The 20,530-nt window shown below is 67.1% G+C and carries 17 protein-coding genes, 1 tRNA gene and 1 pseudogene; 8 read left to right on the top strand and 11 right to left on the bottom strand.

Annotation, left to right across the window (positions count from 1 at the left end):
- Positions 1-122: 122 nt before the first annotated feature.
- Positions 123-872, bottom strand: a pseudogene (locus B4F19_RS14385) (phosphotransferase); the annotation flags it as partial.
- A 68-nt stretch (positions 873-940) separates the two neighbouring features.
- Between B4F19_RS14385 and nudC the strand changes: the two are divergent.
- Together nudC and B4F19_RS14375 are read left to right on the top strand one after the other, a co-directional pair.
- The gene (gene nudC / locus B4F19_RS14380; protein WP_292735848.1) at positions 941-1,849 is read left to right on the top strand and encodes an NAD(+) diphosphatase; all 909 of its coding nucleotides are present in this window, start codon (positions 941-943) and stop codon (positions 1,847-1,849) included.
- Positions 1,825-3,567, top strand: coding sequence for an ATP-dependent helicase (locus tag B4F19_RS14375; RefSeq protein WP_292728789.1), 1,743 nt, complete (start codon positions 1,825-1,827; stop codon positions 3,565-3,567). Before nudC ends, B4F19_RS14375 begins: the two co-directional genes overlap by 25 nt.
- 762 nt (positions 3,568-4,329) lie before the next feature.
- Here the strand turns inward: B4F19_RS14375 and B4F19_RS14370 are convergent.
- Positions 4,330-5,727: a zinc-dependent metalloprotease gene (locus tag B4F19_RS14370; protein ID WP_292735846.1), complete on the bottom strand. Its 1,398-nt coding sequence runs from the start codon at positions 5,725-5,727 to the stop codon at positions 4,330-4,332.
- Between the two features lie 121 nt (positions 5,728-5,848).
- Between B4F19_RS14370 and B4F19_RS14365 the strand changes: the two genes are divergently transcribed.
- Positions 5,849-6,967 carry a YlbL family protein gene (locus B4F19_RS14365; protein ID WP_292735843.1) on the top strand — a complete coding sequence of 373 codons (1,119 nt, stop codon included), beginning with the start codon at positions 5,849-5,851 and terminating at the stop codon, positions 6,965-6,967.
- A gap of 92 nt (positions 6,968-7,059) precedes the next feature.
- Positions 7,060-9,978 (top strand): UPF0182 family protein, encoded by a 2,919-nt coding sequence (locus B4F19_RS14360; RefSeq protein ID WP_292735841.1) that lies wholly within the window; start codon positions 7,060-7,062, stop codon positions 9,976-9,978.
- A gap of 7 nt (positions 9,979-9,985) precedes the next feature.
- Here B4F19_RS14360 and B4F19_RS14355 read toward each other — a convergent pair whose 3' ends face one another.
- From B4F19_RS14355 to idi, 7 genes are read right to left on the bottom strand one after another with little or no spacing between them, the layout of a single operon-like run.
- Entirely contained in the window at positions 9,986-10,882 is an 897-nt protein-coding gene (locus tag B4F19_RS14355; protein WP_228177124.1) for a prenyltransferase, read from the bottom strand.
- Positions 10,869-11,192: a lycopene cyclase domain-containing protein gene (locus B4F19_RS14350; protein WP_228177125.1), complete on the bottom strand. Its 324-nt coding sequence runs from the start codon at positions 11,190-11,192 to the stop codon at positions 10,869-10,871. Before B4F19_RS14350 ends, B4F19_RS14355 begins: the two co-directional genes overlap by 14 nt.
- Entirely contained in the window at positions 11,189-11,542 is a 354-nt protein-coding gene (locus B4F19_RS14345) for a lycopene cyclase domain-containing protein (protein ID WP_228177126.1), read from the bottom strand. Before B4F19_RS14345 ends, B4F19_RS14350 begins: the two co-directional genes overlap by 4 nt.
- 1 nt (position 11,543) lies before the next feature.
- A complete protein-coding gene (gene crtI, locus B4F19_RS14340) occupies positions 11,544-13,157 on the bottom strand; it encodes a phytoene desaturase family protein (RefSeq protein WP_292735837.1) in 1,614 nt (537 codons plus the stop codon).
- A gap of 60 nt (positions 13,158-13,217) precedes the next feature.
- A complete protein-coding gene (locus B4F19_RS14335; protein WP_292735835.1) occupies positions 13,218-14,087 on the bottom strand; it encodes a phytoene/squalene synthase family protein in 870 nt (289 codons plus the stop codon).
- Positions 14,084-15,139: a polyprenyl synthetase family protein gene (locus B4F19_RS14330; RefSeq protein WP_292735832.1), complete on the bottom strand. Its 1,056-nt coding sequence runs from the start codon at positions 15,137-15,139 to the stop codon at positions 14,084-14,086. The genes B4F19_RS14335 and B4F19_RS14330 overlap by 4 nt, the downstream gene beginning before the upstream one ends.
- Positions 15,136-15,687 carry an isopentenyl-diphosphate Delta-isomerase gene (gene idi, locus B4F19_RS14325; RefSeq protein ID WP_292735829.1) on the bottom strand — a complete coding sequence of 184 codons (552 nt, stop codon included), beginning with the start codon at positions 15,685-15,687 and terminating at the stop codon, positions 15,136-15,138. Before idi ends, B4F19_RS14330 begins: the two co-directional genes overlap by 4 nt.
- 80 nt (positions 15,688-15,767) lie before the next feature.
- Here idi and B4F19_RS14320 point away from each other — a divergent pair, with 80 nt between their 5' ends.
- Positions 15,768-16,238: a MarR family winged helix-turn-helix transcriptional regulator gene (locus B4F19_RS14320; protein WP_292728808.1), complete on the top strand. Its 471-nt coding sequence runs from the start codon at positions 15,768-15,770 to the stop codon at positions 16,236-16,238.
- Positions 16,239-16,305: 67 nt separating this feature from the next.
- Here B4F19_RS14320 and B4F19_RS14315 read toward each other — a convergent pair.
- Positions 16,306-16,382: transfer RNA gene (locus B4F19_RS14315), tRNA-Met, on the bottom strand.
- 104 nt (positions 16,383-16,486) lie between these two features.
- Here B4F19_RS14315 and B4F19_RS14310 point away from each other — a divergent pair.
- The 3 genes from B4F19_RS14310 to B4F19_RS14300 all read left to right on the top strand — a co-directional run bounded on the left by B4F19_RS14310 (position 16,487) and on the right by B4F19_RS14300 (position 19,472).
- Positions 16,487-17,017 (top strand): DUF6328 family protein, encoded by a 531-nt coding sequence (locus B4F19_RS14310; protein ID WP_292728811.1) that lies wholly within the window; start codon positions 16,487-16,489, stop codon positions 17,015-17,017.
- Positions 17,018-17,022: 5 nt separating this feature from the next.
- Entirely contained in the window at positions 17,023-17,832 is an 810-nt protein-coding gene (locus tag B4F19_RS14305) for a carbon-nitrogen hydrolase family protein (protein WP_228177186.1), read from the top strand.
- Positions 17,833-17,951: 119 nt separating this feature from the next.
- Entirely contained in the window at positions 17,952-19,472 is a 1,521-nt protein-coding gene (locus B4F19_RS14300; protein ID WP_228177133.1) for a trypsin-like peptidase domain-containing protein, read from the top strand.
- A 58-nt stretch (positions 19,473-19,530) separates the two neighbouring features.
- On the opposite strand, the gene B4F19_RS14295 is transcribed toward B4F19_RS14300, so the two are convergent.
- Positions 19,531-20,496 carry a hypothetical protein gene (locus tag B4F19_RS14295; RefSeq protein ID WP_292728814.1) on the bottom strand — a complete coding sequence of 322 codons (966 nt, stop codon included), beginning with the start codon at positions 20,494-20,496 and terminating at the stop codon, positions 19,531-19,533.
- Between the last annotated feature and the right edge of the window lie 34 nt (positions 20,497-20,530).

Genomic DNA, 20,530 nt, shown 5'->3' with positions numbered 1-20,530 from the left:
TCGGCAACGATCGAGCGATCGTCAGCGTCGTGACCGTGCACCAGCCAGGCCGCGAACTCGAGCTCGGCGTGCAGTCGAGCTCGGGACCGCAGCAGCCCGTCGGGGGCTCGGCTGCTCGCGGCGACGTATGCGTTCAGGACATCGCCTGCGGCGGCGGGTGCCGAAGCCAGCCATTGCAGGTCTACTGCCGGGTCGCCGACCGCAACGGCGTGCCAATCGACGACGCCGACAACGGTGGGAACCCCGCCGTGGTCGTCCAGAAAGAAACTCGAGGAGGAAGCGCCGCCCAAGACCACTGTCGGTTCGAAGCGCCAAAGGTCATCGTCGGCGATTGCGCGACGCCACCGCGACACGAGAGCGCGCGGCATCCGTTTGGTGTGCTCTGCCCGGTCGACAAGACGCGACGCTTCGTCTCTGACCTGCTCCGCAGACCGGACCACCAGTCCCGCCTCGCGAGCCCAGGACACGGGGAGGGCATGCGTTGCGGCCAGAGCTTCGGCAAGTGCCGGAGCCACGCCCGGGCCGGCGGGTACCTCGCCAGGGTCGACGCGGTAGCCGGCGATGAAGCTCGTGATCACGGCCGTGTCATCTGCCAGGGGCACTTCGCCGAGCAGCTCCGGTGCCGAGTACGGCAGCAACGCGCGCACGCCGGGCGTGAGCGCGCGCAAGGCCCTCGCGTCGGCGCGAAGGTCGTCGCCCGCCTCCGGGTCCGTTGCCACACGGATGACGACCTGAGCCCCGGTGTCGAGCGTCGCCTGCACGGCATCCACGCGACCCGTCGAGTTCTCGGTCAGCGGGGCGACGGCGACGATGTCGGCATCCGGCGCGACGGCTGAGACCGCCGCGGCTAGAGTGAACAGGGTGCGCGCCATGTGCCCAGGGTAGGTCTGGCAAGCGCCGCAGCCGTCGCGCCACGCCCTTGAGGGAGGTCCTCGTTCCCATGCGCTCCTCCGCCGTCCCGCCGCTGGCCCGGAGCGGTTTCGACCGTGCTGAGCACCGCAGAACGACGATCGGCTCCGCGCCGGATGACGCCGCCCTCGTGCTTCCGGTGCACCGCGACAGCGCTCCGGTGACAGCTGAGGCCGGATCCGGCACCGCCTTGCACTGGTGGCCGAGCACCGACCCCGCGCTGGCAGAAGCCGACGGCGAGTACGGCTTCCTCGGCGCCGGACCCGACGGCACGGACCGCTGGGTTCTCGCCCTCCGCGAGGTTCCGGCAAGCCTCGATGACGGGGTTTCGTGGGCGCCGCTGCGAGTCATCGGCGGAGAGCTCGGCGACGCCGACGGCGGAGCTTTCGTGGCGGCGGTGAGCCTCGGGCGCTGGTTATTGGACTCTGCCCATTGCCCCCGCTGCGGCTCGCTGAGCGCTCTGCAGTCCGGCGGGTGGTCGAGGCGGTGCTCCTTCTGTGAACAGGATCTTTTTCCCCGCACCGACCCCGCCGTGATCGTCGCTGTGACTGATCCCGCTGGAACCCGGCTGTTGCTCGGATCCCACGTGGCCTGGGGGATGGGGAGGTTTTCGTGCTTTGCCGGGTTCGTCGAGGCCGGCGAGTCTCTCGAGGCCACGGTCACGCGCGAGATTCTCGAGGAGGCCGGCGTTCATATCGAGGACATGACGTACGTGGCGTCGCAAGCGTGGCCCTATCCGCGCTCTCTCATGGTGGGCTTCAGCGCGGTGACCAGCACCGAGATCCCCGTTGCCGATGGGGAGGAGATCGTCGAGGTCCGCTGGTTTGATCGGGCCGAGATCGGCGCAGCCTTGGCCGGGGAGTCTGATGTGCAGCTTCCCGGGCCCAGTTCCATCGCGCGGGCCCTCATCGAGCAGTGGTACCGATCGGCGCGGCAGTGAACGCGCTCGACGGTCTAGACGAGCAGCAGCGCGAGGCGGTGACGGCGCTGCGGGGGCCGGTATGCGTGCTCGCCGGAGCTGGTACCGGTAAGACCCGGGTGATCACCCGGCGGATCGCGCACGGCGTCGACACCGGCGCCTATTCGCCGGGTCGTGTCATGGCGCTCACCTTCACCAGCAAGGCCGCCGGTGAGTTGCGGGGCAGACTGCGGACGCTCGGTGTCGACGGGGTGGCCGCCCGCACCTTCCATAGCGCGGCGCTGGCCCAGCTCAACTATTTCTGGCCTACCCTCGCCGGCGACCGGCCACCGGCGATCATCGACAACAAGGTGCGGGTTCTCGCGCACGCCGCCGATGGCATCGGGCTGGAGCTCGACACACCGACGCTGCGCGACGTCGCCGCCGACATCGAGTGGCGCAAGGTCACGTTGCGCACGATCGACGACTACGCGCGCGTCCGCGCGGGAGGCACCGTTGGGAGACTGCCGGCCTCGACGGCAGTTGAGCTTCACCGCGCCTACGAGGCGCTCAAGGACGAGCGTCGACAGATGGATTTCGAGGACGTGCTCCTCGCGTGCGCCGGGATGCTCGAGACCGAGGCTCACGTGGTAGCCGCCGTCCGGGAGCAGTACCGGCACTTCACCGTCGACGAGTATCAGGACGTGTCTCCTCTCCAACAGCACCTGCTCGAACTGTGGGTAGGGGACAGACGCGATCTCTGCGTGGTCGGCGACGCGAGCCAGACCATCTATTCGTTCGCGGGCGCGGACCCGCGGTTTCTCATCGATTTCCCGCGGCGCTGGGAGGGTGCCCGCGTCGTCGAACTGCATCGCAACTATCGGTCGGATGCCGCGGTCCTGGCCGTCGCGAACGAGCTGATGCGAGAACGCCCGGGGGCCGTGCACCTGACTGCCGCGGCGGCGGAAACAGTACCGCCATCGCCGCCGACCGTGTCTGCGTATCGCGACGAGGCCGACGAAGCGCGCGGCGTGGCTGGCCGTATCGCCGATCGGCTCCGGGCGGGCGCCGACCCGGCATCCATCGCCGTCCTCTATCGAACCGGAGCGCAGTCAGCGGAGCTCGCGGCGGCGCTGGCAGACGCGGGGATCGCCACGACGGTGCTGGGAGGTCGGCGGTTCTTCGACCTCCCCGAGGTGCGCCAGGCTGTGCTGGCGTTACGCGGCGCCTCAGTGGCTCCGCTGGAGAGAGGTTTCGTCGACGCAGTCCGTGACATCCTCCGCTCACTGGGCATGACCGACGAGGCGCCCCCCGCGGGCGGCGCCGTGCGCGAATCATGGGAGGCGCGCACAGCGATCCTGCGTCTGGCTGAAGAGGCGCCAGCCGGAACTACCATGCGCTCCTTCACCGACGACCTGATGTCCCGAGCCCGGGCACAGGACGAGCCCACCCTTCGCGCCGTAACCCTCGCGACCCTGCACGCCGCGAAGGGCCTGGAATGGGACCACGTGTACCTGGTCGGTCTTGCCGAAGGATTGCTACCGATCGCATACGCTACCCACTTCGATCAGATCGACGAGGAGCGACGCCTTGCCTACGTCGGCATCACGCGGGCACGGCGATCGCTCTCGCTCTCGTGGCCGGCCGGCTCACGGGGGCGTTCACCGTCGCGATTTCTCCAGGAGATTCGCACGAGCACTCGGGATGCTGCTCCCACAGCCGGTGCTCGGCGTCGGCAGCAAGCGTCAGCCGCAGACTGAGCCCGCTGCGACCTGCCAGCAGCATCCTGCCCGTGTGGAGCGTCGCCTCGGCGGCGAGCGTTGCCGGGCCCGCCGGATCGCCGCGTCCGATCAGCTGCGCAGCCACCAGTGGCCACGCAGGATCTCGGTCTCGTTCGTGAGCTGACACACAGCCCAGGCACGCGCTCTGGCCCGGCAGAACGAGCGGGCCGACCTCTGCCTCTCCAGCACCCAGCACGATCGCGACATGCGGGATGTCCTCGCGCATCCAGGCGGCGGCTCGCCGAGGATGCAGGCCGTGCGCAGCTACCATCACGACGGCATCCTGCTCCCGCGAGGTGCCGAGCGCCGCGTCGATTCCGAGGTCCTGCAGTCCGTCGCGGATCTGCGGCCCGTATTGGGCAGCCGGATCATCGGCGAGCTCCACCCCGACGCGCAGGGCGGTGCCGGTGCTCACGATGACCGAGCTCAAGCGATCGAGCAGTGTGTCGACATCGGCGGCCGCGACCCCGAGGGATCGGGCGAGCGCGCTCACTCCGACCTCCGGTATGCCCTTGCCCAGCTCGCGGATCACCTGGAGTTGCCACAGCGCCGGCTCGTCCAGCCGTGCGCGATCGCTCCTTCCGAACTGGAGCATCGTCGGCGTGCGCCACAGGGGCGGATAGGCGGGGTCGATGCGCAGCATTCCCCGATTGTCTGGGCTGAGCTCGCCACGGCGGTGTCGCTGTCCACAGAAATCTCCGCGCGCGTCTGGCAGCGCCGCTGGGGAGGAGCGGCGCAGGCTCAGACGGGTCGCTCGTCGGGACCGTCGTCTGCCGGACCGCTCTCATCGGAGTTCTCGTCCGCCGCGGACCCGCTGCCGTCTTCGCCGGAGAGCAGCCGTGCCAGCGCGTCGTCGAACTCGTCGGGGGTGGGCTCCTCACCGCGCGCGCGTGCCTCGAGCCGCGTAATCAGGGCGCTCGGGTCGTCGATGTCGGCTGCCGTCGGAACCAGGTCGGGCGAGTCCCACAGTTCGTCTCGCGCCTCGATGCCGACGGCATCCGTGATCGCGCGCCACATGCTGGCGGCTTCACGGATGCGGCGGGGGCGGAGCTCGAGTCCCACCAGAGTCCCGAGGGCCTGCTCGGCCGGACCGCCCACGGCACGGCGGCGTCGCACGGTCTCGGCGATACGATCGGCAGCCGGAAGACGCGTCGTGGCCTGCGCGGTCACGACGTCAACCCAACCCTCGATCGTCGCCAGCATCGTCTCCAGGCGCGCAAGGGCAGCCTGCTGCGACTCGGACCGCTCCGGCAGCAACGCCCCGCTCTCCAGCGCCTCGCGCAGCTCCTCGGGGTGCTGCGGGTCGAACCGGCCAGCGAGGTCTTCCAGCGCCTCCGTGTCGACGCGCACGCCGCGCGCGAAGTCCGATACCTGTGAGAGCACGTGCAGTCGCAGCCACCGGGCGTGGCGGAACAACCGCGCGTGCGCGAGCTCACGGGTGGCGATGTAGAGCGCGAACTGGTCGTCGGGGATCTCGAGATCCTTCGCGAGCTGAGCGTAGTTCTGGGGCACCACCGCGGCCTGACCGTCGGGCAGGAGCGGAATGCCGACATCGCCGCCGCTGACGACCTCGGTCGAAAGGTTCCCGACCACGGTCCCCAGCTGCGCGGCGAACAGAGAACCACCGATCGTGCGCATCACGCGACCCGCGCCGGCGATCATCTGCTGCATCTCGGGAGGGGACTGCTCTTGCAGCGCAGCAGTGAAGGCATCCGCGATGCTCGTGGCTACCGGCTCAGCCAGCTCCTGCCACACCGGCAGGGTGGCTTCCACCCATCCGCCGCGAGTCATGGTCACTCCCGGACCCGGGAGATCGGAGATCGTCGTCGCTTCGCCGAGCCAGAGGGATGCCAGGGTGAAGGCATCGTCGGCTGCCGACCGGTCGGCAGCTGTGATGCCCGCGCCGTCCTTGTTCGCGATGTGCAGCGCCTGCGTGGTCGCGGCATCCCACGAGATCCCGCCCTCGCCGGCCGAGGCCATCGCGCCCTGCAATTGCTGCATGGCCCGCTGGATCATCGCGGGGTCGAACCCCATCTTCTGCAGTTCGGCGAGTTGGTCGCCGCCCATGCCGGCCTGACCGAACAGCTGCCGGAAGAGCTCGGGAAGGTCGTCGTCGGGGTTCCGGTCGTCGTCAGCCACGGGTGCCGCCTTTCAGCCGGTTCTTGAGGATGGCATCTACGCTAGTCGCACGAATGATCGCACCCGCGGGCCCCACCTGAATCGCCTTACGCCGGTCGCGAACGACGGCCGAGAGGATGACGTGGCGCTGTTCGACGAGAACGTATCGGTGACGCCTGCCCGGCGGGCACCCATCAGTCGCCGGACGCGGGTGGGACTGTGGGCGCTGGTAGTCGCGCTGCTGGCACTGCTGGCGATGTCGTTCCTGCCCACCGCCTACGTCATCGAGCTTCCCGGTCCGGTGTACAACACGCTCGGCACCGTCAGCACGAGCGACGGCGAAGAGGTTCCGCTCATCGAGATCTCGGGAGCCGAGACGTACCCGACCTCCGGCGCCCTGGACCTGCTGACCGTGCAGATCGCGGGAAGCCGGGAGCGTCGGCCGTCATGGTTCGACCTTGCTGTTGCGTGGTTCGACCCCTCCCGCGCCGTCGTCCCGATCGAGGCTGTCTTTCCCGAGGGCCAAACCAGCGAGCAGCGCAGCGAGCAATCAGCCGCTCTCATGGTCGACTCCCAAGAGGAAGCCACGGCTGCGGCACTGACCGAGCTCGGCTACGACATCGGCACGCAGGTCACTGTCGTCTCGGTCGGCGAGGATGCTGCAGCGGACGGCATCCTGGAAGAGGGCGATGTCGTGCTGCGCGCCGACGGTGAGCCCGTGACTGACGCCGCTGCCTTGCGCGAGCAGGTGCAGCAGGACGGCGGGGCGCCGCTGAGCCTGGACATCCTGAGGGATGGTGAACCACTGACGGTCGAGGTCACGCCGGCTGCAACCACGGTCAACGACGAGACAGTGTGGATCATCGGGATCACGCTCATCACCGATTACGACTTCCCGATCGACGTGACGATCCAGCTGAACAATGTCGGTGGCCCGAGCGCCGGGATGATGTTCGCGCTCGGGATCATGGACATGCTGACGCCGGGAAACCTCAACGGTGGCCAGAACATTGCGGGCACCGGCACGATCACCGCTGACGGGACCGTTGGACCGATCGGCGGCATCCAACAGAAGATGTGGGGGGCGTTGCGCGCCGATGCCGACTACTTCCTCGCTCCGGCTGCCAACTGTCCGGAGGTCGTCGATGAGATTCCCGGTGACCTGCAGGTTTTCTCGGTGGCGACCCTCGATGACGCGCTCAGCGTCCTCGACGCGATCAGCTCGGACGGCGACCTGTCGCAGCTTCCGACGTGCCAGTGAGTCGGGGAACCGGTCGGCGGGGTCGCTGAGAGCGAACAGGATCAGGGCATCTGTACGGCGATCGCTCAGAAGCGGCCGCCTAGGATGAAACGGTGACCACGACCTCAGCGCCGAACAGGGCCACGCCTTCGCCGTCCCGCCGCATCCTCGCCATATCGCTCGCGATCATCGCCGCGCTCGTCGTCGGCTTCTTCATCTTTGCGAGCCTCTACGCAGACTGGCTGTGGTACGACCAGCTCGGATTCCAGGAAGTCTTGCTCACCCAGTGGGTGGCCCGCGTGATCATGTTCGTCGTCGGTTTCCTCGGGATGGCCGTTCCGCTGTGGGTCACCATTCAGCTGGCCTACCGGTTGCGACCGGTCTACGTGCGATTGAGTTCGCAGCTGGATCGCTACCAGGAGGTCGTCGAGCCGCTGCGTCGCCTGGCGATGTGGGGTATCCCTGTCTTCTTCGGGTTCTTCGCTGGTTTCGCCGCTTCCACGCAATGGCAGACGACGTGGTTGTGGCTCAACGGCGTCACTACCGACGTGACGGATCCGATCTTCAATCTCGACACCGGCTTCTACATGTTCGCGATGCCGTTCTACAGCGCACTGCTGGGCTTCGTTTCGGCGGTCCTGCTGGTGAGCCTGCTCGTCACCGTCGTCGTGTCCTACCTCTACGGTGCCGTCCGGGTCGGGCAGCGCGAGCTGCGCATCTCGAAGTCCGCCCGCATTCAGATCGCCGTGATCGCGGGACTCTACGTCTTGGTGCAGGGCGTGAGCCTGTGGCTGGATCGCTACCTGCTGATGGTGCAGAACGATGACCGCATTACCGGCCCCGCGTATACCAGCGCCAACGCCGTCATCCCGGGTCTGTCGATCCTCGCGATCAGTGCGATCGTCGTCGCGATCCTCTTCTTCGTGACAGCCATCATCGGCCGGTGGCGCTATCCGCTGGTGGCCACCGCGGTGCTCGTGGTCGCCACCGTCGTTGTCGGTATCGGCTATCCCTGGGTGGTCAACACGTTCCAGGTGACCCCGAACAAGATCAATTACGAGGCGCAGTACTACCAGTACAACATCGACGCCACGAAGGCCGCGTACGGTGTCAGTGGTCTCGAGCAGATGGAGTTCTCGGCGGCAACTGACGCCGAAGCCGGACAGTTGCGTTCGGATGCCGCCACGACGGCGCAGATCCGGATCATGGATCCCGCCATCATCCCGCCGACCGTGCGACAGCTCGAGCAGTACCGGGCGTACTACCAGTTCCACAATCCGCTCGACGTCGACCGGTACGAGATCGACGGACAATCCCAGGACACGATCGTCTCGGTGCGCGAGCTCGATGTCGATCAGCTGGATGCCGCGGCACAAACCTGGCAGAACACCAGCCTCATCTACACGCACGGGTACGGGCTCGTCGTCGCCAAGGGCAACGACCGCACCACCGAGGGCGAGCCGGTCTTCCTCGAGCGCGGCATCCCTGCCTCGGGGTTCCTCTCCGACCAGGAAGACTTCGAGCCGCGCGTGTACTTCGGTGAGATGTCGCCGCAGTACTCGATCGTCGGTGCGCCGGAGGGCACAGCGCCGATCGAGCTCGACTATCCGACGGGCTCCTCGGAAGGCTCTGGCGACGTCAAGACAACGTTCGAAGGCAACGGCGGCCCGAGCGTCGGGAGCGTCTTTAGCCGCCTGATCTACGCGCTGAAGTTCCAATCCGAGCAGATCCTCTTCTCGGACGACATCAACGAGGAATCGCAGATCCTGTACGACAGGGACCCGGCGACGCGCGTTCAGAAGGTCGCGCCCTATCTGCAGCTGGACTCCGACCCGTACCCGAGCGTCGTCGACGGTCGCATCGTGTGGATCATCGACGGCTACACGCGCAGCGCGAACTACCCGTACTCCTCGACGGTGAGCCTGCAGGAGGCGATCTCGGACTCCAACACGGCGCAGCAGCGCTTCGGTCTCGACAACATCAACTACATTCGCAACTCTGTGAAGGCCACCGTCGATGCCTACGACGGAAAGGTGACGCTGTACGCCTGGGACGAGACAGATCCGGTGCTGCAGACGTGGCAGAAGGTCTACCCCTCGACGCTCAAGCCGGTCTCCGACATGTCGGCAGATCTCATGAGCCACGTGCGGTACCCGACCGATCTGTTCAAGGTGCAGCGCGCGATCCTCGGGGTGTACCACGTCGGTGATGCGCAGTCCTTCTACCAGCGCGACAACGCCTGGGAGACGCCGAACGACCCGCAAAACGACTCCGAGCTCCAGCCCCCGTACTACCTGTCGATGCAGATGCCGGGTCAGACCTCTCCGACATACTCGATGTTCACGACGTTCATTCCCTCGTCCGAGGCTGGCAACGCACGAAACGTGCTCATGGGATACCTCGCCGTGGATTCGAACGCCGGCGACGCCGCAGGGACTCCGCGGGATGACTACGGAAAGCTGCGGATGCTGGTCATCTCCGCCGATACCACGGTGCCAGGCCCCGGCCAGGTGCAGAACACGTTCAACGCCGACCCGCTGGTTTCGTCGCAGATCAACCTGCTGAAGCAGGGGCAGTCCGACGTCCTGAACGGTAACCTGCTCACCCTGCCGGTGGGTGGCGGTTTGCTCTACGTCCAGCCGGTGTTCGTGCAGTCCTCGGGAGCGACAAAGCTTCCGACCCTGCAGAAGGTTCTCGTCTCGTTCGGTAACGACATCGCGTTCGAAGACACCCTGTCTGAGGCTCTCGATGCCCTGTTCGGCGGTGACGCCGGTGCCACCGGCGGCGACAGCGACGTGACGCCCACGCCGGGCGCCACAACGCAGCCGACGCCCGAGCCGACGCCGACTGAAACGACGCCGAGCACGCCGACCGAGCCGACCGACGCCTACCAGGCGGCGCTGCAGGAGGCCCAGCAGGCCATGCTGGACCGGGATGCGGCGCTGAAGGCCGGTGACCTCACGGCATTCGCCGAGGCTGACGCCCGGTTGACGGCGGCAGTGGAGCAGCTCATCGCCCTGGGCGGGCAGTAAGCCCCGCTCAGGCGGTGAGAATCCACCACCAGATCAGCAGCAGCGTCACTACGAAGCCGGCGAACTGGTTGATCCACAGGAATCGGCGCCATCCGATGGTTGCGCGTTCGGCGTCGGCGTCACGGATCGACCGGTAGGGCCACACTGCGACGAGGTAAGGGATTGCTGCGATCGCTGCCAGCGGGCCGGGCCAGGCCGTGCCGAGCATGACCAGTCCCGACAGGGCGTAGCAGACGAGAGCGAACCAGACCGTCCATCGCGCACCTCGGGCTGTGGCGATCGACGAAATCCCCGCCTCCCGATCGGCGACGACATCCTGCACTGCACCGAAGGCGTGTGAGGCGACTCCCCACAGGCCGAAAGCCACGATGATGAGTCCGAGCTGCCACGTCCAGGTAGCTCCGGCGAGCACGAGACCGTAGACGGCGGGCGAGAAGAAGTGGATGCTGCTGGTGATCGAGTCGGCGAAGGGTCGCTCCTTCAGGCGCAGCGGTGGAGCGCTGTAGAACACCACGAAGAACAGGCTCAGCGTGAGGATCACCCACGACAGCGGTGACCCGACGATGGCCAGGTAGACCACGAACGGGGCGCACGAGAGCCCAGCAGCCCACAGGGTGATGGGGTGCATCCGCCGATCGAGGACTGCCCCGTGCGCGCCGCCCTTGCGTGGATTGCGAAGGTCCGATTCGTAGTCGAAGACGTCGTTGATCCCGTACATCGCCAGGTTGTAGGGGATGAGGAAGAACAGGGTGCCGATGACGAACGTCGCGTCGACCTGGCGGGTCGTGAGGAGGTAGGCCGCCGCGAAGGGATAGGCCGTGTTGATCCAGCTCACCGGCCGCGACGAGACGAAGAGCTCGCGGATCACTCTGCCGGGCCCGAGCGCCGGTTCAGCGGTGTTCACGGTCGACCCCCGCGCGAGCCTTGGGCAACAGGACGTAGACGGCAGGCACGAGGTACGCGGCGCAGATCGCGTACGAGAAGTCCTCGATCGGTGCGACCCCGATGCGGATGCCGCTCGAGGTGCCCTCGGGATAGGCGACCAGCCCGGCAGAGATGATCACGTTGTCGAAGATTGCGGTAAGGACCACGAGGACAGCAGCGCTGATCGTCGATGCCAGCATCCGCCGTTTCATGCCGGGCTGGGTCGCCGACAGCAGCGTCACCACAAGAGTGAACAGCGCGAACGGAATGATGATGAGTGCGTACGTCATCGCTCGTTCACCGCCCTGTCCTTGCTCGACCGCGTGGCGCGGGAGTCGATAAAGCGGAGCGCACCGGCATAGATCACGAGCCCGAGGTAACACAGGAACGCGAGGAAGAACGGCTCTTCCAGGGGAAGCTCGGGTGCGAGATCAATCCCGATGAACAGGCCGCTGTCGCCCTTGATGAACGCGCGGGTGAGGATGCCGACGGCATCCCACGCGAGGAAGAACATCACTCCGATCCCGACGGCCGCGAGCGTCCGTACCGGCGCCGCGAAGGCTGCCAGCCGCCATCGCGCGTCGATCACCGCAATCCCCGCCGCAGAAACCAGGATCGCCAGGAGATACAGACCCGGCATCTCAGACAGCCGCCGGCTCAGCGATCGGCCCGGGGGAGCGGTCACCGCGGAGGCGCTTGACGACGAGCTCGGCTGAGATCAAACACATCGGCAGCCCGATCCCCGGCAGGGCCGAGGCCCCGGCGTAAGCGAGGGAGTCGACCTTCTTGGATGCATTCCGCGGGCGGAAGACCGCACTCTGGCGCAGAGTGTGGGCAAGGCCCAACGCGTTACCGCGCCACGCGTGGAAGTCGTGTTCGAAGTCGCCCGGTGCGATAGTGCGCCGGACCGTGATCCGTTCGGCAAGATCGGGGATGTTGCACCACTGGGAGATCTGTGCGATGACACGATCGGCGGCGGCTTCGATCCGCGGCGAACCCCCGCGGTCGACACCGCCGTGTCCGAGGCTCGGGTCCGCGGGAATGGGAACCAGGACGAAGAGGTTCTCGCTGCCCTCGGGGGCGACTGTCGGGTCGGTCGCGGAGGGCTTGCAGACGTAGATCGATGCCGGGTCGGGGATGCGGGTGTGCTCCCCGAAGATGTCATCGAAATTCGAGCGCCAGTCTTCGGTGAACAACAGCGTGTGGTGGGCGAGCTGCGGAAGGTCGCCCTCGACTCCCAACAGCAGGAGGAGTGCACCGGGACTGGGAGTGCGCTTCTCCCACCACTGCTCGGGGTAGGTGCGGAGCGGCTCGGGAAGCAGCTGGGTTTCCGTGAAGTGCAGATCTGCCGACGAGACGACGAGGTCGGCATCCACGCGGCGTCCATCGGCAAGCGTGATTCCGGTCGCCTGCGCGCGTCCGCCTGCGGTGGGCGTCGTGACGATCGAGGTGACCTCGGCACCCGTTTCGATGGACACGCCTGCCCCTCGCGCGACTCGCTCGACGGCACGGATGACCTCATAGAGCCCTCCCTGCGGGTAGAGCACGCCGTCCGCGAGGTCGAGGTGGCTCATGAGGTGATAAAGGCTCGGCACTCCGTACGGAGACCCGCCGAGGAACACTGCGGGATACCCGAGGACCTGCTGGAGGCGCTTATCGCTGAAGCGGCGTTCGACGTGACGCGAAAGCGTCGTGGTCAAGAGCGGAGCGAGCTGCGGCACGCGGCGCAGCAGCGCCGGGTCGCGAAGACCCGCCGTCGTCTCATACGTGTCGTACAGAAACCGGGTGACCGCCAAATCGTAGGCATCCTTCGCCGAGTCGAGGTACTCGGCAAGGGCAGCGCCCGCACCCGGTTCGATGCTCTCGAACAGCTGGGTGGAAAGCTCCCGACCCGAGCGGATGTCAATCGGATCGCTTGCGGTGCCGGCCGGCGGCTCGCTGTAGACGCGGTAGGCGGGGTCAAGGCGCACGAGGTTGAGCTGTTCGGCGGTGGTCGTGCCCATCAGCCGGAAGAAGTGGTCGAACACTTCGGGCATGAGGTACCAGCTCGGTCCGGTGTCGAAACGGAATCCGTCAGCCTCCCAGACGCCGGCGCGCCCGCCGACCTGCTCGCGAGCCTCGAACAGGCTTACCGCCCAGCCCTCGCGCGCGAGGAGGGCCGCGGTGGCCAGGCCCGCGATGCCACCCCCGATGACGACCGCGCGGTCGGCATCCGTTCGGGGGGCTGCGGGTCGTGCGCTAGCTGTTTCGCTCATGCGGAGTCCTCATTCCTCGGGCGGGCGGATTCAGGGGCGACGTGACCGGGAAGGCCGCGCTCACGGGCTGGTTCGGCGTGGTGCTACTCCGACGAGGGCGCGGGCGATGAGTCCGGCCTTGACGATATTGGGCACCCGCACCCGCGCGGTCGGTGCGGGGTCGGCGCGGAGCCGTCTCGAGAGCTCGGCGAACAGGTCGTGCGCTGCGGTCACGGCTCGGCGGCAATCCGGGGGCAGATGGGGGATGACGGCTGCTGCCGCGGCCAGATCCCCATCGATGCGGTCGAGGATTGCGACCCGGTCGTGGGCGCCGGTCGTGATTCCGAGGTAGTCGCGTCCGAGCGCGGCCTCGTCGTGGTCGAGATCGCGTAGGAAGTTCACGTCTTGAAAGGCAGCGCCGAGGCGCCGGGCTCCGTCGACCAGTTCGGGAGTGGGGCCCGAAGGGGAAGCTTGGCCGGCGTTGACGAACACCTGCAGACACATGAGCCCCACGACTTCGGCCGATCCGTAGACGTACGAGTCGTGGGAGGCGTCGTCGTGTGAGGCAACCGTGAGGTCGGTTCGCATCGAGGCGAAGAACGGATCGGTGAGGTCTGCTCCGATGAGACATTCGCGGGCTGTTCGCGCAAAGGCGTGCACGATGAGGTTGCTGCTGAAGCCGCGACCGATCGCTGTCATCGTCTCTTGTTGGAGTTCATCGAGAAGCGTCTCGGCGGATGCGGCATCCAAACCCGCTTCGATGGCTGGGCCGTCGACGATCTCGTCAGCGACGCGGACGAGGGCGTAGATGTTGCGCACGTGCGTGCGCACCCGCGGCCCGAGCAGGCGTGTGGCCATGCCGAACGAGGTCGAGTACGCCGCGATCACGGCCGCCGCGGCGTCGTCGGCTGCCGTGTCGTACAGGGCGATGCCCGTCGGCTGATGACTCACGGAATGCGCTCCTCCACTGCCGCAGCGAGCGTATCTGCCAAGGTCACCGCGCGGGGAGGGAGAGTCGAACGGGAGGCGCGTCGGCGCACATCCGACAGGTTCTCGGCGATGAGCTGATGCAGTCGCTCGCGGGCTCCGCTGGCTTCGAGTGCGGATTGGGCGTGCCGCACCGCGATCGGTCCGGTGTGTGCCACGGCGAGGGTGCTGGTGACCAGCGGCCACTGCGCGCTCTCGCGGGCTAGCGCAATGAGAGGCGTGCGCTTGGACTCGCGCAGGTCGCTTCCGGCATCCTTGCCAGCTTGCTCTGCCGTGCCGAACGCGCCGATGAGATCGTCCACAAGCTGAAACGCGAGACCGAGTGAGCCGCCGATGCGTTCAAGGTCGGCTATCCACGTCGAGGGCGCGCCGGCCAGAATCGCGCCCGCGCAGAGCGGCGCGGTGAACGAGTACACCGCTGTCTTGTTGTAAGTGGCGGCGAGGATCTCTGCCTGTTCCGCGAGATCGGGCGTCACGCTGTTTTCGACGTCGGCGAGTTCACCAGCCGCCGAGACGAAGACGGCATCGTCCAGGAGGTCGAGCAGTCGTGTGCGTTGCATGTCGGGCACGTCGGCAAGCGCGACCATCCGGGTCGCCTCGTGGAGAAGGAGGTCACCGGCGAGAATTGCGGCCGCATCCCCCAGCAGCGCCGCGCCTTTCGCATCTGCGCCCTGGGTTTTTGCTCTGATGCGGAAACGGCCCGCCACGTTGGGCACGCCGCGCCTGGTCACGTCGTGGTCGATGACATCGTCGTGGATGACGAACGCGCTATGTAGCAACTCGAATGCTGCGGCCACAGACGACAGGCCGGGGGCACGCTCGAGGTCACCGCCGACGGCGAGAAAGGATGCCACGACCAGCTGTGGTCTCAGTCGCTTTCCGCCGGCTGTCGCGGTGCTCACCGCGGCGGTGAGCGCCGACATCGACTCTCCCTGTTTCGTCGCCCGGGCTGCCAGTCGCGCCAGTGCCTCGTCGATCGCGGTGTCGACGGCGAATCGGGCGGCGTCTGGGATCATGAGGCTCGTCGCTGCAGTTGCGGGGATTCGAAGATGCGGAGTTGCTGGGACTGCAGCACGAGCCAGGGGCTGAAGGCCCAGGGCGTGGTTGCCAGCGACGAGCCGAGCTCTTCGGGGTCTACCCAGCGGGCTTCGACGACTTCGAGGGGATTCGGAGCGACCTCGTCATCGGTGCGTGCGATGTAGACCGGGCAGATCTCGTTTTCGACGATTCCGCCTGCGTCGACGGCGCGGTAGCGGAAAAGCGGAAGCGCGAGCTCGATGTCGGTCAGGTGGATGCCGAGCTCGAACTCACCGCGTCGCTGCACTGCCGACAGGAGTGGCTCTGCGGGCCTCGGGTGACCGCAGAAGGAATTGGTCCAGACGCCGGGCCAGGTTTTCTTGTCGAGTGCTCGTCGGGTAACGAGCACCTGCCCCTCGGCGTTGAGGATGTGGCACGAGAAAGCGAGATGGAGTGCGGTTTCGGTGCCATGCACACTGCTCTTCGGGGCGGTGCCTACCGGGTTGCCATCGTCATCCAGCAACACCACATGGTCACCATCCGTCATTATTCCTCCTCCTATATCGCTAGCTTAGCTAGCAATATCTCCCGTCCGATGATAACAAGGAGTGGAAAGGGGTGTCCATCATGACCACGCCGTGGGTTCCGCAGACTCCACACCAGCAGGCTGTGCTGGACGTTCTGCTGAGCATCCGTGCGCTCAATGATGCCATGGACCGCATGAACGGCGGCATGAAAGACGACATGGACATGAACGCGACGGATCTCGCGGCCCTGCGCATGATGATCGTGCGAGAGCAGCGGGGCGAGTCCGTCAGTCCGCACGACATCGCGAAGCACCTGCGGATATCGACGGCATCGACGACGAAACTGCTGGACCGACTTGAGGGAGCCGGCTATATCGAGCGCCACCCGCATCCGAGGGATCGCCGTGCACTCATCCTGACGTTGACGGCGCACTCGCGGGCGACCTTCTTCAAACACTTCTCCGAGCACCTCGAGCAGATGCGTCGGGTGACCGAGCCGTACACGGAGGATGAGCTGAGGCTCATCGGCCGGTATTTGACCGATGTGAGCCAGGCGATCGACCCCGCCTGAGCTCACTGCGGTGGGGGTCTCTGGCAATGCAGAAGGTCCCGGATCTTGTCGATCCGGGACCTTCTCTTGGTTGCGGGGGCAGGATTTGAACCTACGACCTCTGGGTTATGAGCCCAGCGAGCTACCGAACTGCTCCACCCCGCGGCACAAGGATCAACCTTAGCACGGTTCCCACGGCCTCGCATCTTTGGGTTAGCGAGGTGGGGCCCCGGTTGCCTCGACTCATGCCGGCCGGGGAGGATTGCCGCATGACGACATCCCGAGGCGACCTACGGACGGCGCCCGGCGCCGACGCCGGGCCCGACGGGCGATCCGAGACGCCCAGTGAGCGCGCCGACCGCAACTGGGATGATGTGCTCCAGGAGTTGCGCGTGCTCCAGACCGGCACGCAGATCCTCACGGGATTTCTCCTCGCCGTCGCATTCCAGCCGGCATTCGGTGACCTCACCGATCCGCAACGCGCTTTCTACCTCGGCCTTCTGGTGCTCGCGGCTCTGAGCGCGATCATCGCGTTGGCGCCGGTCGCGATGCACCGCAGCCTGTTCCGCAGGCTCGCCAAGCCCGACGTCGTGATCTTCGGACACCGCGCGCTCGTCGGTGCCCTGGGGACCGTCGGTCTCCTTCTCGTGGGTGTCGTGGCTTTCGTGTTCGACGTCGTGCTCGGTTTCGACCCGGCCTGGATCGCAGCGGCCGCCCTCGGTGCCGCCGTCGTCATCCTGTGGCTCGTCGTGCCGGGGTATCTGCGCAGGCACCATTCTCGAAAGGCGGACCGCTCATGACCCGGATGCCGGCACCGGCAGTCCCCGTGGCAATTGCGCAGTTCGCGCCGTCTGCCGACAGCGAGGCCAATGCGCGTCAGATCGATCGAATGGTCGATGTGGCAGCTGACCGCGGTGCGAGCCTCGTCGTGTTCCCCGAGTACTCCAGCTACTTCGTCGACCCGTTCGACCAGACGCTCGCCCGGCACGCGCAGCCCGTGGATGGACCGTTCATCGCGGCTCTTCAGCAGTCAGCGCAGCGAACCGGCACGGTGGTCGTGGCAGGACTCATCGAAACGGCGACCAACCCCGCGAAGGTGCGCAACGCGGTAGTTGCGGTGGGCTCTGAGGGAGTTCTCGCTGTGTACCGCAAGCTTCATCTCTACGATGCGTTCGGGCAGCGGGAGTCTGATTGGGTCGAGGCCGGCGAGCTCGTGCCACCCCAGACTTTCGACGTGGGCGGACTGCGCTGGGGTCTCATGACCTGTTACGACCTGCGGTTTCCGGAGGTCGCCCGAACCCTGGTGGATGCCGGGGCGGAGGGGATGGTCGTCCCCGCAGCCTGGGTGCGAGGTCCGCTCAAAGAGTTCCAATGGCAGACGCTGTTGGCGGCCCGCGCGATCGAGAACACGGTGTTCGTTGCGGCTGCCGACCATCCGCCACCGCTCGGGGTCGGGGCCTCGGTCGTGCTCGACCCCCAAGGTGTGGCGATCGCGGGTGTCGGCACAGGTACGGATGTCGCTGTGGGCTACGTGGATCCGGATGTCATAGATCGCGTGCGGCGCGTCAATCCGGCGCTTCGGCTGCGGCGGTTCGACGTGATCCCGCGCCCGTGACCGGTGTCGCGGGGCGGCGTCGAACGAGAGCATCACGACTGCATAGTTCGCTCCCGACTGAGCCATAGGATTCACACAGCATCCGGCGGCACCGTTGATGGTGCTTGGAAGGAGCATCCATGAGCACCGAGAACACCGCAGATTCCGTCGACCCGCAGGGCGCCGCCGAGACCGCGAACAGGGAAGCCGCGCAGGGCGCTGACGCCTCCGCGCACGCGACCGCCCCCGCCGCCACACCGGTTGAGTCGACGCAGTCCACACAGCCGACGGAACCGCTGCCGCCGACCCCCGGGGTGTCCCCGGCTGCGAGTGCCTCACCGACGTGGGCTCCCCCCGCGGCTGGAACCCACCACCCGCAGTCCCCCTACGCGCAGGCTCCCTACACTTCCCCTGCAGCTGCCCCGAACTACGCCTTCGCTCCCGCCACGACGGCGGCGCCGCGCGCAAAGGTCGGCGCGGGCAAGGTTGCCGGGATCATCATCGCCGCCGCCCTCGTGGGCGGTGCCGCCGGCCTGGGGGGTGCCTACGCCGGCGTTTCGCTGTTTGCTCCCGACACCGTGACGACAGCATCCGGACCTGCAAGTGTCACGGTGAACGACACGTCCTCTGTGACGCAGACGACCGGGATCGCGGCCAAGGTGCTTCCGAGCGTTGTCACCATCGAGGCCAGCTCCTCCAGCGGCGGCGGAACGGGCTCCGGGGTCGTCCTGACCTCTGACGGCTACGTCGTCACGAACACGCACGTCGTCACCCTTGACGGCGCGACGGCAGACGCGACGGTTCGCGTCACCACGTCAGACGGGCGCGTCTACGATGCTGACGTCGTCGGCACCGACCCCATCTACGACCTCGCCGTCATCAAGCTCGTGGGCGCCGAGGATCTGACGCCGATTGATTTCGCCGACTCCTCGAATCTGAACGTTGGTGACCAGACCGTCGCGATCGGTGCTCCGCTGGGGCTGTCGAACACGGTGACCACGGGTATCGTGAGCGCACTCAACCGCTCGATCCAGATCTCCTCGGCTGCTGCGCCCGACACCGACCAGAGCGACCCCAACTCCGAGGATCAGGGCGGCGAGGGGCCGTTCTACTTCGACTTCGGTCAGGGCCGCCAGGGCAGCACGGGATCGAACGAGACGATTTCGATCGCGGTGATTCAGACGGATGCCGCCATCAACCCCGGAAACTCGGGTGGCGCCCTGGTCGATTCCGACGGCAAGCTCATCGGCATCAACGTTGCGATCGCTTCCGCGGGCGGATCCTCGGGCCAGGCCGGCTCCATCGGCGTCGGCTTCTCGATCCCCTCGAACGTCGTCGAGCGTGTGACGCAAGAGATCATCGACACCGGTTCGGCAACGCACGGACTGCTCGGTGCGAGCGTGCAGAACGCCGCGATGATTCAGGGCTCCACCATCACCGGTGCCTACGTCGCCGACGTGACCGACGGTGGCGCGGCCCAGCGCGGCGGCCTGCAGGCCGGCGACATCGTGACGGGCTTCAACGGTGTGCCGATTTCGGACGCGACCGATCTCACCGCCCAGGTGCGTGCTGCAGCGGCCGGAAGCGACGCGACAGTGACTTTCGTTCGCGACGGTCAGACCCGCACGGTGGACGTGACGCTCGGACAGCTCGGTTCGTGAGCACGGCCTAAGGCTCGGTCACGTCAGACCTGGCGAGCCCGACCGACGCCGCCCCAGACTACTCCGGGGCGGCGTCGGTCGCTTGTGTGTCTTCGCCTTTCCGGGGACGACGCGTGATGCTTCGAGCTGCACCGCCGATAGCTGTCGTTCCTTTCGAGACACTGCTGCCGATCGCGCTCGCGCCCCGCCCCACGCCTGTGCCCACCGCAGAACCGGCGCGGCGCGCGACCGAAACTGCCGAGTGCTCGATACGGCGGGCGCCCGGCAGCGGCTCGGTTTCTGGGGGTAACGCTTGCGGCGGAATACCGAAGGCTCGGCGGGATCCCGTGAGGACCCGCCGGCCGAGAATGTGGTTGCCGGCGCCGCCGATTGCCGCGCCGATGCCGAACGGGAGAGCCTTGCCAATCCAGGACGCGCCGCCCCGGGCGGCGAACTGGCGGACGAAGGTGGTCTTGAGGCGATCGACGATCGGCCCCATCGCTGCCTTCGGGATCGTCTTGGTGACCATCTCGCCCCAGTAGGTCGAGCGCGTCGGTCCGCGACCGGTCGCCTGGTTCGCCAACTGCGAGACGAGGTCGACGCCTTCCTGGCCGAGCATCAGTGTCAGCACGAGCGCACGGGCGCGGTTGGGATCGGACACCGGGATGCCGTGCACTTCCGCAACTGACTGCGCGAAGAGGGTGGTCGCCTCGAGGAACCCGATGGTCTCGACCCCGCTGAGGGCGAGAGTGACGCCGGTACCGATGCCCGGAACCACAGCCGTGGCCCCCACTGCCGCGCCTCCGGTGGTCACGGCGGCCAGGTACCGGCGCTCAAGAGTGCGGATGATCTGCGCGGAGGTCGCGTTCGGTTGGCGAAGGCGGATGCTGCGCAAATGAGCCAGAACAACGGGCCGCTGAATTGCCAGCACGCGATCAAGCGCTCGGATGAACATCGGGTGCTCGTCCGACCCTTCCGGAGGGAGCCCACCCGACCAGGGGGCGTCATCCGGTAGCGAATGGATCTGATGGACCTTGTCGGCCATGGGGCGATCTTAAGCGCTCCGGCTGGGCATCCGC

Origin of the sequence: Microbacterium sp. UBA1097, assembly GCF_002313585.1 — a bacterium.
Taxonomy (GTDB): domain Bacteria; phylum Actinomycetota; class Actinomycetes; order Actinomycetales; family Microbacteriaceae; genus Microbacterium.
This window is presented reverse-complemented; position numbering and strand designations above follow the sequence as displayed.

Coding starts and splice junctions, on each gene's coding strand:
- B4F19_RS14330 (WP_292735832.1), bottom strand. CDS start 15,139: ATGATCCCAGACGCCGCCCGATTCGCCGTCGACACCGCGATCGACGAG.
- B4F19_RS14345 (WP_228177126.1), bottom strand. CDS start 11,542: ATGCCGGGTCTGTATCTCCTGGCGATCCTGGTTTCTGCGGCGGGGATT.
- B4F19_RS14310 (WP_292728811.1), top strand. CDS start 16,487: ATGACGACATCCCGAGGCGACCTACGGACGGCGCCCGGCGCCGACGCC.
- crtI (WP_292735837.1), bottom strand. CDS start 13,157: ATGAGCGAAACAGCTAGCGCACGACCCGCAGCCCCCCGAACGGATGCC.
- B4F19_RS14300 (WP_228177133.1), top strand. CDS start 17,952: ATGAGCACCGAGAACACCGCAGATTCCGTCGACCCGCAGGGCGCCGCC.
- B4F19_RS14295 (WP_292728814.1), bottom strand. CDS start 20,496: ATGGCCGACAAGGTCCATCAGATCCATTCGCTACCGGATGACGCCCCC.
- B4F19_RS14350 (WP_228177125.1), bottom strand. CDS start 11,192: ATGACGTACGCACTCATCATCATTCCGTTCGCGCTGTTCACTCTTGTG.
- B4F19_RS14305 (WP_228177186.1), top strand. CDS start 17,023: ATGCCGGCACCGGCAGTCCCCGTGGCAATTGCGCAGTTCGCGCCGTCT.
- idi (WP_292735829.1), bottom strand. CDS start 15,687: ATGACGGATGGTGACCATGTGGTGTTGCTGGATGACGATGGCAACCCG.
- nudC (WP_292735848.1), top strand. CDS start 941: ATGCGCTCCTCCGCCGTCCCGCCGCTGGCCCGGAGCGGTTTCGACCGT.
- B4F19_RS14320 (WP_292728808.1), top strand. CDS start 15,768: ATGACCACGCCGTGGGTTCCGCAGACTCCACACCAGCAGGCTGTGCTG.